This is a genomic window from Rhodococcus sp. Q1 (assembly GCF_004153645.1).
Taxonomy (GTDB): domain Bacteria; phylum Actinomycetota; class Actinomycetes; order Mycobacteriales; family Mycobacteriaceae; genus Rhodococcus; species Rhodococcus gordoniae.
On the sequence record NZ_SDMJ01000001.1, the window covers coordinates 18,899 to 32,588 of the forward strand.

General features: G+C 67.3%; 10 protein-coding genes. 3 read left to right on the forward strand and 7 right to left on the reverse strand.

Annotation, left to right across the window (positions count from 1 at the left end):
* Nucleotides 1-102: 102 nt before the first annotated feature.
* Nucleotides 103-2,586, reverse strand: coding sequence for a response regulator (locus tag EQ874_RS00105; RefSeq protein ID WP_165369168.1), 2,484 nt, complete (start codon nt 2,584-2,586; stop codon nt 103-105).
* A gap of 177 nt (nt 2,587-2,763) precedes the next feature.
* On the opposite strand from EQ874_RS00105, the gene EQ874_RS00110 reads away from it, so the two are divergent.
* A complete protein-coding gene (locus EQ874_RS00110) occupies nt 2,764-3,108 on the forward strand; it encodes a spore germination protein GerW family protein (protein ID WP_129974850.1) in 345 nt (114 codons plus the stop codon).
* 4 nt (nt 3,109-3,112) lie between these two features.
* Here EQ874_RS00110 and EQ874_RS00115 read toward each other — a convergent pair whose 3' ends face one another.
* Nucleotides 3,113-4,402, reverse strand: coding sequence for a TerD family protein (locus EQ874_RS00115; protein WP_129974852.1), 1,290 nt, complete (start codon nt 4,400-4,402; stop codon nt 3,113-3,115).
* A 104-nt stretch (nt 4,403-4,506) separates the two neighbouring features.
* On the opposite strand from EQ874_RS00115, the gene EQ874_RS00120 reads away from it, so the two are divergent.
* A complete protein-coding gene (locus EQ874_RS00120) occupies nt 4,507-6,060 on the forward strand; it encodes a hypothetical protein (protein ID WP_129974854.1) in 1,554 nt (517 codons plus the stop codon).
* A 116-nt stretch (nt 6,061-6,176) separates the two neighbouring features.
* Here EQ874_RS00120 and EQ874_RS00125 read toward each other — a convergent pair whose 3' ends face one another.
* Both EQ874_RS00125 and EQ874_RS00130 read right to left on the reverse strand, forming a co-directional pair.
* Nucleotides 6,177-6,824, reverse strand: a complete 648-nt coding sequence (locus EQ874_RS00125) for a TRIC cation channel family protein (RefSeq protein WP_129975878.1) — start codon at nt 6,822-6,824, stop codon at nt 6,177-6,179.
* A 22-nt stretch (nt 6,825-6,846) separates the two neighbouring features.
* Nucleotides 6,847-8,094, reverse strand: a complete 1,248-nt coding sequence (locus EQ874_RS00130; RefSeq protein ID WP_129974856.1) for an amidohydrolase — start codon at nt 8,092-8,094, stop codon at nt 6,847-6,849.
* A 188-nt stretch (nt 8,095-8,282) separates the two neighbouring features.
* On the opposite strand from EQ874_RS00130, the gene EQ874_RS00135 reads away from it, so the two are divergent.
* The gene (locus tag EQ874_RS00135; protein ID WP_016931471.1) at nt 8,283-9,131 is read left to right on the forward strand and encodes an ABC transporter permease; all 849 of its coding nucleotides are present in this window, start codon (nt 8,283-8,285) and stop codon (nt 9,129-9,131) included.
* On the opposite strand, the gene EQ874_RS00140 is transcribed toward EQ874_RS00135, so the two are convergent.
* The 3 genes from EQ874_RS00140 to rfbB all read right to left on the reverse strand — a co-directional run bounded on the left by EQ874_RS00140 (nt 9,119) and on the right by rfbB (nt 13,683).
* Entirely contained in the window at nt 9,119-10,624 is a 1,506-nt protein-coding gene (locus tag EQ874_RS00140; RefSeq protein ID WP_129974858.1) for a glycosyltransferase family 39 protein, read from the reverse strand. The genes EQ874_RS00135 and EQ874_RS00140 overlap by 13 nt on opposite strands.
* 3 nt (nt 10,625-10,627) lie before the next feature.
* Nucleotides 10,628-12,532, reverse strand: coding sequence for a glycosyltransferase (locus EQ874_RS00145; RefSeq protein ID WP_064064530.1), 1,905 nt, complete (start codon nt 12,530-12,532; stop codon nt 10,628-10,630).
* 143 nt (nt 12,533-12,675) lie between these two features.
* Nucleotides 12,676-13,683 carry a dTDP-glucose 4,6-dehydratase gene (gene rfbB / locus EQ874_RS00150; RefSeq protein WP_064064531.1) on the reverse strand — a complete coding sequence of 336 codons (1,008 nt, stop codon included), beginning with the start codon at nt 13,681-13,683 and terminating at the stop codon, nt 12,676-12,678.
* Nucleotides 13,684-13,690: the final 7 nt, after the last annotated feature.

Genomic DNA, 13,690 nt, shown 5'->3' on the forward strand with positions numbered 1-13,690 from the left:
TTCGTCACCGCGCTCACAACGAGTGGGAGATCCGGAAGCAGTGGGACGAGTTCGTGACCGGACGGAACGCCCCGACGGAGTCGTTCGGAGGTCGATCCCGAGCTATGTCGATGAATCGGTGAGCGAGGCGGTGTAGTCGCCGACGATCTGCTCGGCGATCTCCCGCACCTTGACGTTGCGGTGCTGGGAGAAGGCGACGAGCTTCTCGAAAGCGGTATCGGAGTCGCACTCGAACGTGGCCATCATCAACCCGACGGCCTTGCTCAGCGTCGACCGCGTCTCCAACGCCGTCTTCAACTGGTCGGATTCACGTTTCTGCGCGGCAATGAGTTGCTCACGCAGCCAGGACAACTCGAGATTGACACGGACACGGGCGACGAGTTCACCGGGGTCGAACGGTTTGGTGATGTAGTCGTCGGCGCCGGTGCGCAGGCCACCGATCGTGTCCTCCGCGCCGGCCCGGGCGGTCAGGAGGATGACCGGCAGGCGAGACGTTGCCGGGTCCTTGCGAATCTCCTCGAGAAGCGCCACTCCGTCCCGGCCGGGCATCATGATGTCACTCAGGACGAGATGCGGCGGTTGCGACCGGATTCGCTCGAGCGCAGTGTCGCTGTCCCCCACAGCATCCACGTGCCAGTTCTCACGACGCAACAACTGCATCAGGTAATCGCGCATGTCCGCGTTGTCCTCGATCACGAGGATCTGCGGCAGCTCCTCTTCCTGCCCGGAAGATCCGGCCTCGGCGACGGTGTCCCTGTCCCACTGGTGCGCTTCCCCGACGTACAGGGCACTCAGGTCTCCCGGGACGGTTCCGGCCGGGGATTCCGACACCGGACCGAGAACGCGGGGAACGGATACGGTGAAGGTACTGCCGCGCCCGAGCTCGCTGGACACGGTCACACTTCCACCGAGTGCGTGGACCCAGTCCGAGACGAGGGACAGACCCAGCCCGATGCCCTCCTGACTGCGTCCCCCGGCGCTCTCGACACGATGGAAGCGCTCGAAGATGCGACCGAGTTCCGCCTCCGGAATACCGAGTCCGGTATCGGCGACCGTCAGGACCAACCGGTCGTCCTCGACGTCCAGATCGAGATCGACCGACCCGGCCGGGGTGTACTTGATCGCGTTGGAGAGCAGGTTCAGGACGATGTGAGCCCACAACTGGGGATCGAGCTGGGTCTGCTCGGCCGCGGCGGCGGCGATCCGACTCCGCAGGTCCAAGCCCGCACGCTGCGCCGCATCGGCGAACAGCCCCACGCATTCGGCGGTGAGTGCCGCCGGGTCGCTCGGTGTCAGGGATTTCCCCGACAGATCGGCTTCGGCACGCGTCACGTCGAGCAACGCGTCGACGAGTCGCCGCAACCGGACCGCAGCGCGCTGGGCGGCTTCCAGTGATTGCCGCTGCGCGTCCGTCAGTGCCGTGGCGTCGTCGAGCACACTCTGCAGCGGACCGAGGAGCAGCGTCAACGGTGTGCGGAACTCGTGGCTGATCGACTCGAGGAACCGCGTCTTGGCCGCGTCCAGCGCCGCGAACGCGTCGGCCCGGCGACGTTCGGCGTCCATCGCCGACGCATCGCGCAGCAGCCCCGAGATCTTGGTGACGACGAGTTCGGCGAAGGTGGCGTAGGCCGCGTCGAACACCCGATACGGGCTCAGCCCCACCGCGAGAACACCGAGTGGAGCGTCGTGTCCCGAGGTTCTCAGCGGGGCGAGCAGGATGCTGTCGATCGGATGGTCGCCGAGGGCCCGCTGCGGGTCGAGCAGGTCCGGGGAGCGTTCGGTGATGTCGGAGACGACGATCGGTTCGGAGGCCGTGGCGGCCTTCGACAGCAATCGATCCTCGTCCGGACCGAGCAGCGCGCCGGAAAAGCCGGGTTTCGTGCCGATCGAGGCGAACCGCTTCCAGTTCGATCGCGAATCCTCGGGATCGACCACGCGGGTGTCGAGAAAGAGCGCGGCCAGTGGAATGTCCTGCCGGCTAGGAGCGAGCGCGTCGAGCGCGTTCCGGCACATGTCGATCATCGACATGCCCGGATCGGTGATCGCTACCGTACCCAGACGGCTCAGAGCCTCGAGGCGCCGCTCACCGAGCACCCGTGAGGTCACGTCGGTGGTCGCGACGAAGACGCCCGCGACCTCGCCGGATTCGTCGCGGATCGGGCTGTAGGAGAAGGTCCAGTAGGTCTCCTCCTCATAGCCGTGGCGCTGCATGAACAGCAGCTCCTCCTCCGCGAAGGTGGCGGTGCCCGCCATCGCCCGTTCGACGCGGGCGCCCACCTCGTCCCATACCTCGTGCCAGCATTCCGGCGCCGGTTGCGCGACCGCGCCGGGGTACTTGTCGCCGAGGACCGGAATGATCGCGTCGTTGAAGATCTGCACCAGTTGCGGCCCCCACCACAGGAGCATCGGCACCTCGGAGGGCAGTACCGTCCGCACCGCCATGCGCAGTTCCGCCGGCCAGGACTCCACCGGCCCCAGCGGGGTCGCCGACCAGTCGGTCTTCCGGAACCGTTCCAGGCTTTCTCCCGGCCCCGCGAACAGGCGTTCTGCCGACCACGCCTCTCCCGACTCGGCTGTCGCCCTCATGCCCCCGTCACTCCCATCTCCGGTACTTCTCGCCGCCATTCTCCCCCGATACCGCCTAGAAAGACGCCACAAGGAGGACATACGTCCTCCTTCCCCCGGTGTGCTCCCTGGTCTCATCCACCGTGGTCGCCGACAATGGGTTCGACCCGCTGACACGATCGAGCAGGGAGGCCCGGGATGACACTCGCAGAACTCATGAGTATCGCCAGGGACACGGTGACCGTCGAACGAGTGTTCTCGACACCCTTCGAGAAGGACGGGGTCACGGTGATCACCGCCGCGACGATCACCGGCGGCATGGGCGGAGGCGGTGGTTCGTCCGCGGACAGCGAGAACGGCGAAGGTGGCGGCTTCGGCGTCGGGGCCCGACCGGCGGGCGCCTATGTCGTCAAGGACGGGAAGGTGTCGTGGCAACCGGCCGTCGACGTGAACCGGTTGGTGCGGTCGGTCGCCGGAGTGGTGATCACCTTCTTGATCACGCGCGCTGTCGTCGAACGCGGGCGGGCCGGCCGGCGCCGGTGATCGGCTACGTCGGGCACGTCCCGGCGTAGCGATCCAGACCCAGGCCGTTGTTCCGCTTCTTGCTGCGACCGGTCGGGCCGCCCTTCGGGGAGCGCACCCAGTTGCCGGACGAGTCGAGTCCGGGCATGCGTTCGCTCCCGAACCTGCTGTACCGGGTCTCGCCGTCGACGGTCAGCACACCGTCCTGCACGTCGATGTGGGCGACGGTCGCCCAGTACGAGTTCTTCCCGTTGCCGACGTACACGAGGATCTCGTCGGCGTCGGGCCCGGGCAGACCGTCGTGCCCGGCACGACCGTATCGGATTGCCACACGCGGCTTTCCGAACTTGTCGATCGCGCCCGCGCCGTTGTCGATGCTCTGGTAGATGTTGACGAGAAGATCGCCGTTCTCGTTCGGCAGTACCCGAACCTGTTCGACCGCAGGCCTCTTCCCGTTGCCCGGACCCTTGCTGTCGCCGTAGTGGTGGATATGCGGCCACGTGTCGAGACTTCCGCGATGACCGGGATCTCCACTGACGACGATGTAGTCGTTCGTGTGCTCGTTGCGGCAGTAGAAGTAGACGTCGAGATCTCCGGTGCCGTACTTCTTCACGTTGCCGTTCCGGTCGTATGTCGCGCCGCGACCGTCCCATTCGAGTCCGACGGTGAGCACCCAGTTCGGATCGCCCTGCGACTTGCGCAGATCGATCCGGGCGGTCTGCATGGGCGAATCCTTCGTGAGCGAGATCTGCACCTTCTCGAACGAGATCGGGCTCGCGGCAGGAGGCACCTTCGGAGCGGAAACGGCCGGTTCGGATTCGTCGTCCGCATCGTCGACGACGATCCCGTGATCGGTCGCGAATGCCGCGAGTCCGTCCTGGTAACCCTGGCCCACCGCGTCGAGGCGCCACCCACCTCCACGCCGGTACAGCGCGACCACCTGCAGGACGATTTCGGTGGCCGGCCCGGGCGGAAAGAACTCCAGCACCTGGCCCGGCCCACGGATCTCGACGCGCACACCCGGAACGTCACCGAAGGTGCGTCCCTGCGCTTCGGTGCTCGCGGCGACGAGCACCCGCTGCACATCCGACGGCACCGCGGACAGATCGACCGTGACGGAGGTATCGGAGGTGAGGTGGACCCCCGGCGCCTTCGGATTGTTGAAGAACACGAAGTCGTCGTCGTTGCGCACGCGGCCGTCGTCGGCGAGGAGGACGGCCATCAGGTCGACAGCTCCGTCCACTGCGGCGCCGAGCGTCACCTCGTATCGAAGATCGGTGAGATCGGTCTTCGACCCCTTCGCCACCTCGGCCATACGGTCCTCCTGTCCGTGCGGGCGTCCACGAGGAGTTTTCCTCGTTCGCTCGTCCACCATCGCATCCCTTACATTCGAGGCAGTCGGCAACAGGAGTCCCGCGGATGCGACAGGGACAGTGGACGCGGTGGTGGCCGCTCGCGGCCGGAGCGGCGTTCGTCGTGCTGCTCGCCGCGACGAATGTGATCCCGACCTGGCCCGGACTGATCCACCTGGTCGCCCTGCCGCCCCTGGACCAGTTCACCGACCTGCGGGTCCTGATGTCGCGGGCACCGTCGTGGCCCGCCTTCCTGATCCTGTTCGCTCTGGTCGCCGTAGCCCGAGTCGTGCTCATGGCGTGGCTCCTGGGCGGCCTCGACGTCCGGCGTCTGCGCTGTGCGGCTCTGTTCTATGCGGTCGCATTCGGGCCGGTGCTGGTGGCAGCGTGCGCCGACGCCACCGCATACGCGGTGCTCTATGCCCGGGTGTTCTGGCCCGCCCTCGCCCTGATCACAGTGTCGATGTTCATCCTCGGCCCGGTCCCCTGGCAGGGCCGATTCCGATTGCGGGAAGCGGGGGCACCGACATGGCGTCGTGGGCTACGGATCGAAGTGACAGTGCCGTATTGCGCCGTGATCGTCACGCTCGGCGCCGTGGCAGACCGGCTTCCCGTCCTCACGGTGCCGCTCGTACCGGTCTCCGCCCTCGCGACCGGCCTGACGATCGCAATGATGGAGCGTTCTCCGCTGCGTAGACCGAGGTCGGTCCTGGCCGCGTTCGTCGCGGTGCTCGTCGCCGTGTCGATCGCGTTCGTCACGACGCGAGGGCCCGACGAGCCCGAACCCGGTCCGCCGCAGACGGGTTCGTTGCTGATCCTGTCCGGGATCAACTCGGCATCGGGGCAGGGCAGGATCCATGCGATGGACGTGCACCGTCTCGGTTACCGATGCGAGCAGGTGTACTACTTCTCCTATGCCGGGCCGGGCGACGGACAGCCGCAACACAACGCGACCTGCCCGATCCGCACGGGTACGCCCTACGGGCCGAGCGACACCCAACGTCCGTTCGAAGAGCAGGTCGACCTGTTCGCCCAACAGGCGTCGGCGCTACCTCGCCCACTGGTGGTCGCAGCGCATTCGCACGCCGTCTGGGTGGTGTGGGAAGCAGTCGCCAGCGGGCGGGTCGCCGTCGACGCTCTTCTGCTGATCGGCCCGTTTCCGAGCACCCCCACCGGCTACCCGCCACCACATGTGAACGAACCGGGGCGGGTCGTGGGCGACATGATGCGCGCCGCCGTCCCCGTCACCGACCTTGTCCACCTCCACTTCGATCCCGAGACCCCCGCGGCCCGGGAACTGCTCGGCACGGTGGGAGCAGCAGAATCCATTCTGGACCGACCACTTCCCGCGACAGTGCGAGCGATGACTCTTCCGTCTGTCACCGATCTACCCCTGGCGAGCAACTGGCACTTCGACGTCGAACGAAACGGATGCCCGGCCCGGACTGCCCACCCCGACCTTCCGTTGTCACCGGCCTTCGAGGACGCGGCCATCCGCTTCCTGAACGGTCGTCCTCCCCCACCCTGCCCACCGTGGCGGGAGTGGGTCGCGGTGGCCGCGCGGCCGTTCGGGATGCCGAGGGCAGCGGCCACCATGGACCGGTTCTCGTACAACCCCTGACACCAGCGCCGAAGCGCGTAGGGCAGAACCGAATCGAGCAGTCGGAGCGATCCGACGTCGAGTACGGCGTTGTGTGCGAGAACATCCGCGAGGGTCGACGACCACGTCGGTGTCGATCACACCCGCTCGGGCGGGTCGGGGTCGTCGAACCCGCGCGGCCCAGGAGCGTTGAGGTCGTACCGGACCCCGACCATCCGGATCACGAAGCACAGTGCCGCGGCTCCGACGGCAGCGGGCAGGGTCGGCACGTCGAGACTCTCGCAGACGACGATGACGGTCGCCGCGACCAGCGCAGGAATCGCGTAGAGCTCGCTGTTCAACACGACCGGCACCCGGCGGATCAGCACGTCGCGCAGCGTGCCGCCGCCGACCCCGGTGATCGTGCCGAGGATGATCGCCTGCACCGGGCCCAACCCGAAATCGAGGGCCTTGCCCGCACCGGTGACGGCGAACAGACTCAAGCCTGCGGCGTCGAACATCGTGATGGGAGTGGACAGTCGCTCCAGTTTTCGCGCGAAGAAGGCAAGGAGGCTGCCGGCCGCGGCGACCGCCAAGTAACGCCAGTCGCTGAACGTCGCGGGCGGCAGGTCGTCGATGAGGATGTCGCGGATGATGCCGCCGCCCAGCGCGGTGATCATTCCGAGCGTCACGACGCCGACGATGTCGATGCGGGTGACGCGGACGGCGGTGAGCGCTCCGTTGAGGGCGAACGCGAACGTGCCGAGCAGATCGAGCACGAGCAGCACCGTGCTCTGCGTGTTCACGTCCACGCGGCGCCTCCGCTCGTCACGTGTCTTCCAGGAACGTTCGCGCAGCGACGACCAGCGCTGCCGTCCCGGTGTCGAGGGTGGGCTGGATCGACGGGGCGAACGACGCCGAGTGGTTGACCGGCACCTCGTCGGCGATGCGTCCTTCGGTTTCGGCCTGCCGGTAGAGATCGGGATCGACGCCACCGATCCCCCAGTACGTGTAAGGAACGCCGAGGGCACGCGGGATGTCGCTGAAGTCCTCACTCGCCGTCTGCAGTGGAAGTTCGCCGGCGGCGTCCCCGAAGTGGGCGGCGAAGGCCGCGGCGACCTGCTCGGTGACCGCGGCGTCGTTGTCGGTCAGCGGGTACTGGTCGAACAGTTCGAACCCGGGAGGTCGTGGCGAACGGGACGCGTCGCACTCGGCGACGACGATCCGCTTCACGGCGGCCAGGATCGCACGGCGGGTGTCCTCGTCATAGGTGCGGATGTTGAGCAGGATCGTCGCCTCGTCCGGGATGACGTTGCTCTTCGCCCCCGCCTGCACGCTGCCGACGGTGAGCACCACCGGCTCCCCCGGTTGTGTCTCGCGGGCGACGATCGTCTGCAGCCTGACGACGATCATGGCGGCGAGCACCACCGGGTCGACGGAAGCCTGCGGCATCGACCCGTGTGCGCCCCGACCGTGGACGGTGATGCGCATGCTGTCGGCGGCCGAGAGGGTGGGACCGCTACGCGTACCGACCAGACCGGCGGGAAAGGCGAGCACGTGCTGGCACAACGCCACGTCGACCTTCCCGGCGATCCGGGCGAGCCCGTCGTCCACCATCCGCCGGGCGCCGTCCGCGACCTCCTCCCCGGGCTGGAACACCGCGACGAGCCTGCCCCGCCACTGCCCGGTCGACCGGGCCAGCAGTTCCACCGCGCCGACCAGGCACGCGACGTGCATGTCGTGTCCGCACGCGTGCATGACAGGAGTCTCGTTTCCGTCCGCGTCCGTCGCCGTCGCCGCGCTGGCGTAGTCCAGACCTGTCTCCTCCCGGACGGGCAGTGCGTCCATATCGGCGCGCAACAGCACACCGGGGCCGTCCCCGTTCTGCAGGACGCCCACCACGCCCGTGCCGCCCACATCGGTGTGCACCTCGCACCCCGCGGCCCGCAATCGTTCGGCTACCCCGGCCGCGGTGCGCGTCTCCTGATGCGACAGTTCCGGATGGGCGTGCAGGTCGCGGTAGAAGTTCTCCTGGTCCGCGCGGATCTCGTCCAAACCCTGCAGAGCAAGCGTCATGATGTCTCCCCGCTGGTCGGATCGATGCTGTCACCGTCCGGATACCGCACCGGACCGCGATCGACACAGGCCTCCACTTCTCGTCGTGAAAACCGCGCAAGATCGACAGGACCTGCACATCCGTCGGGAGTCCCGCTCACCCCGCGCCCCCACAGGTCACATTTGCGCCGCGGGTAGGCTCGGGACCCGTGTCTGATGCCCTCACCGTCGACGACGAACCCATCGAGTCGTCCTCACGCTCGTTCCGGCGCGCGTTCCAGGATCTGCGCGAAGGCTTCAACCACCGCGAACTGTGGTTGCTGCTCGGCTGGCAGGACATCAAGCAGCGCTACCGCCGGTCGGTGCTCGGCCCGTTCTGGATCACGATCGCCACGGGTGTGTCGGCGATCGCGATGGGTGTGCTCTACGGCACGCTGTTCAATCTCGACGTCCCGGAGTTCCTGCCGTACGTCGCGCTCGGCTTCATCATCTGGAACCTGATCAGCGGTTCGATCCTCGAGGGCTCGGACGTGTTCATGTCGAACGAGGGCCTGATCAAACAGCTGCCGACGCCGTTGAGTGTGCACGTCTACCGGCTGGTGTGGCGGCAGATGATCCTGTTCGCGCACAACATCGTCATCTACATCGGCATCCTCATCGTCTTCCCCCGTCAGCTGTACTGGACGGCATTCCTCGCCATCCCGGCGCTGGCGTTGATCGCGATCAACGCGGTGTGGGTGTCGCTGGTGTTCGGCATCCTCGCCACGCGCTACCGCGACATCGCGCCGCTGCTCGGCAGCATCGTCCAGCTGCTGTTCTTCATGACGCCGATCATCTGGACGGAGAAGACGCTCGAGGGCACCGGCAACGAGGGCCGGGCGCGGATCGCCGAGCTCAACCCGCTGTACCACTTCCTCGACATCGTGCGGACCCCGCTGCTCGGCGGCGACCAGCAGCTCTACCACTGGGTGATCGTCCTGATCATCACCGTCGTCGGCTGGGGTGTGGCCCTGCTCGCCATGCGCAACTACCGCTCGCGTGTCGCCTACTGGGTCTGAGCCGGTTCGAGCCGGATCAACTGTGAGCGGTTGATCGGCTCTCGGTCGGTGATCCGGAAACCGACGGCTCCGAGCTCCCGGTAGGTGTCCGTCTCGGTGAACCGGTGGGGATCGAACCGCCACCACACGTTGTTCGGGTGCCACACCCGGAAACCGGTCTCGCGCTCGCCGTCGGCGATCACCCACAGCACCTCGCATCGGGCGGCCGCGCGTCGGGCGAGTTCCGAAGGTGGGGCGTCGGTCGACCACAGGTTGACGCGGTCGACGGCGTCGTCTCCCAGCCCCACATCGTCGAGGCCCTCCACCGCGTCGGGCCGGGCGTCGACGACGGCGCGCAACGACGTCGGCGCCCACGAGACGCGCGGTTCGAAGGCCACACAGTCGCCGGGTTCGGAGCGTTCCACGAGCCGGTCGGCGATCACGCTGTAGTCCATCCCGCCAGGCTTGCCGAACGGCTGTCGCTGCTGCACGTAAGCCGGCGCGACACTGACGGCGACCGCGGTCAGCACGATCAGCATCGACCACCAGCGGGTCGCGACACGGGTGGCGGCCCAGCCCACCAACAGCACCATCGCGGGGACGGTGAAGGACAGATAACGCTCGAGGTACATATTGTCCTCGAGCAGCGAGTAGCCGAGCAGCAGCACCATCGGCACGGCGAAGCCCGGTACCGCGAGCCACAGCAGAGTGCGCTCCCCCGGCTCCACACCACGACGGACCGCGACGATCACCCCGGCGACGGTGAGCGCGACGAACAGCACAGCCGTCCACGGGGCCTGCGGGAACCACTGGTCCAGGACGATCGTGCGGACGATCGTCGAATCGAGCGGAGGAATCCACGCGACCTGCTCGGCCTGCGAGTAGGCGAGCAGGACGAACGGCGTCGACAAGGCCGCGCCAACCCCTGCGGACAACAGGAACGCGCCGCGCCCACGACCACGGACCAGTACGGTGACGGCATGCGCGACGACGACCGTCGCGCAGTACACGAACATCACCGTCGTTATCGGCAGGACGAGTGCGTACAGCGCCCACCACCGTCTACGGCCGGTCGTGCACCCGAGCGCGACCAGCAGCGACAACACCGCGACCAGCGCCGCCGCGAAGGCATAGGACCGCGCTTCGGTGGCCGCCCAGGTCACCCGCGGCGACAGCGCGAACAGCACCCCGGCGGCGATCCCCACGCGACGACCCGCCAGCACCTGGCCGGTCGCCGTGACGGCTGCGGCACCCACCCCGAGCGCGAGCACACCGGGCAGGCGGGCGGTGAACTCGTCGACGCCCACGAGGGAGAACCAGTAGTGCAGCAGCAGATTGTGCAGGCCGTGGACGGCGTCGATCCGGGTGTGGACGCGGAGCATCCCCTCGACCGACCGGTCGGCACTCGAGATGGTGGCGGCCTCGTCCCACCACAGCGAGGGGACCCACGAGAACGCCCCTGCGACGAGCACGGTCGCAACCCCGATCAGCAGGGGAAGCGACCATGCCCTCACGGTCTACCCGTCGATGCCGTACAGGCGCGCCCAGTTCTCGCGGCTCGTGAGCTTGGGGAGCGCTTCCTGCCAGACCGTCTTCATCCGGGGCGCTTCCTTGCGGAGCTGCCAGCACACCTTCGCGGCCTGCTTCGCGAGGTCGACGGCGGTGTCCTTGTCGCGGTGACGCACCCGCACGGCGTTCTGCGAGGCGTCGGTGACGACGGCCTTGTCGAACAACGACACGTGCCACCACGATGCGAAGTGAGCGGGAACGGTGACCGTCCGGCGGTCGACCTTGCCGGCGAACTGCTGCACGGCACGCTTGAGCAGCACCAGGCCCTCGCGCTTCTTGTCGGGCTCGAACTGCCAGACCGACATCTGCGTGTGCGGGTCGGATTCCTTGCCCACCTGCGCGGCCGGAAGCGGCTTCGTCTCGGGATAGCGGTCGCGCAGTTCGCGCAGTTCCTTCAGCACGGACTGGCCGCCGTCGTAGAGGAAGTCCGGTCCGGCGAGGAAGTCCTCCGCAGCCTTGACGAAGGTCGCGGCGAGACCGTACTGCATCGAGACGATGAGCTCGCTGATCTTGCGGAACAGGTACTTCGACATGTCGTTACCGTCGAAGCGCCCGTAGATGGACGAGACGATCAGACCGTTGCGGATGCTGAAATAGCGCGCCCAGTCGTCGTAGTCCTTGAGATAGAAGTCGGCATGCCACACACCCGCATTGGGCAGGGTGACCGTGGGATGACCCGCGTACCGGGCACGGATGCCGTATTCGATGTCGTCCCACTGGAAGAACAGCGGGATGGGCAGACCGCAGTCGGCGATGATCTCGGCGGGCAGCAGGCAGGTCCACCAGCCGTTCCAGCCGGCGTCGAAACGCATGTCCTGCTTCTTCTTCACGAGGTCGATGCCCATGCGCGCACCCGGAGTCAGTGCGCCGGCGGTGATCTCGTCGAGCACCTCACGCTCGGCCGAGACGTGCAGGACCTGAGGATTGCTCAGCGACAGCATCTGGGCGCCGACGATCGTCGGCTGCACCGTCATGTTCGCGAAAGCGTTGAGACGCAACACCGATTCGGGTTCGCACAGGATGTCGTCGTCCATGACGATGACGTTGGCGTGCTCGGCCTTGGCGGAACCGGTGATCTCGTACATGCCGCGCGAGAAACCACCCGCGCCACCGAGATTCGGCTGGGTCAGGTAGATGAGCTTGTCGCCGAGCTTGTCGGCGACCTCCGCGAACGCCGAGCGCGAGCGCACCTGATCGGTGCCCTGGTCGACGATGCACACCGCTTCGATGTCGGCCATCGCCCCGTCGTCCGAGGCAAGGGTGCCGACGGTGACGGTGCAGTCGTCGGCGCGGTTGAACGTGCAGATGACCACGGCCGCGGGACGCAGGTGCTCGGGAGCGGCGACCGTCCAGCGTGCATCGGAGACGAGTACCGACCCGTTGCCGGCATCGACGGCGAACCACATCGCACCGCCGTCGACGAACCGTTCGATCGGCAGCTCGAGATCGAGCTCGCCCGAACCCGACACCGTCTCGACCGTCACGATCCGCTCGCGTCCGCGTGCATCGGACGCCCACACGGTGAACTCAGCCGTACCGGAGCAGCCGTAGGTGAGCTGCAGGTTCACGGTCTTCACGTCGGTCCAGCGCTGCCAGAACGTCGCGGGAAAGCGGCCGAAATAGGTGTTGGTGTGGGCGGTCGCGCCGTCGGCGAGCTGCAGCCCGTAGCGGTCGGACGCCGCGCCACCCTTCGTGTGGACGTACATCTTCTCCGGCACGCGCGGCGACAGAGATGCGAAGACGCCGCGCTGGACGATCAGCCGGTCGCGGCGCACCGGTTCGGTGAGGACTTCGTCCAGCGCGTCCGCGTCGTGTCCGATCGTTGTGGTGTCGCCGGCAGCTGCCTGCTCCATCGGGCTACTCCCCGCTCGTGGTCGATCCGCTGTAGTCGATGCGACAGTAGCAGCGGGAACAGGAGCGTCCTGGTTGCGCACACCTTGCAGAAGCGTTTCGACCCATTCGCGAATTGTGCCCGGAACGCCCTCTGCGGCGCAGGTTATCCGCCCAGAACGCGTTCGATGCGGCTGTAGGCGGCCTCGGTGGTGCGTTTCTGTGACGTCCACCACTGTTCGTTGCTGCGATACCAGTCGATGGTGGCCGCCAGGCCTTCCCGGAAGTCACGGTAGCGGGGCTGCCAGCCCAGTTCGGTGCGCAGGCGGGTCGCGTCGATGGCGTAGCGCAGGTCGTGGCCGGGGCGGTCGGTGACGAAATCGAACTCGCTGCGGTCCCGGCCGCACAGCTCGAGGACGGTTTCGACGACGGTGCGGTTGTCGGTCTCCCCGTCGGCGCCGATCAGGTAGGTCTCGCCGAGGGCCCCCTCGTCGATGATCGTCCACACCGCGCTGTTGTGGTCGTCGACGTGGATCCAGTCGCGCACGTTGGTGCCGGTGCCGTAGAGCTTCGGCCGCACGCCGGTGAGCACGTTGGTGATCTGGCGGGGGATGAACTTCTCCACGTGCTGGTAGGGGCCGTAGTTGTTCGAGCAGTTCGAGATGGTCGCGCGGACGCCGAACGAACGCACCCAGGCGCGCACCAGCAGATCCGAGCCGGCCTTCGTCGACGAATAGGGGCTCGACGGGTTGTAGGCGGTGGTCTCGGTGAACTTGATCGGATCGTTCAGCGGCAGGTCGCCGTAGACCTCGTCGGTGGAGATGTGGTGATAACGCACGTCGTACCTGCGGACGGCCTCGAGCAGGGTGAAGGTGCCCACCAGATTCGTCTGCACGAACGGTGCGGGATTCGCCAGCGAGTTGTCGTTGTGGGATTCGGCGGCGAAGTGCACCACCAGATCGGTCTCGGCGACGAGCCGGTGCACGAGGTCGGCGTCGGCGATGTCGCCCTGGACGAAGGTGATCTTCTCGGCGACAGGGTCGAGGGAGGCGCGGTTGCCGGCGTAGGTGAGCTTGTCGAGCACGGTGACCTGCACGTCCGGTCGTTCCGCGACGGTCTGGTGGACGAAGTTCGCGCCGATGAAACCGGCACCACCGGTGACGAGCAGCCTCATTGGCGCA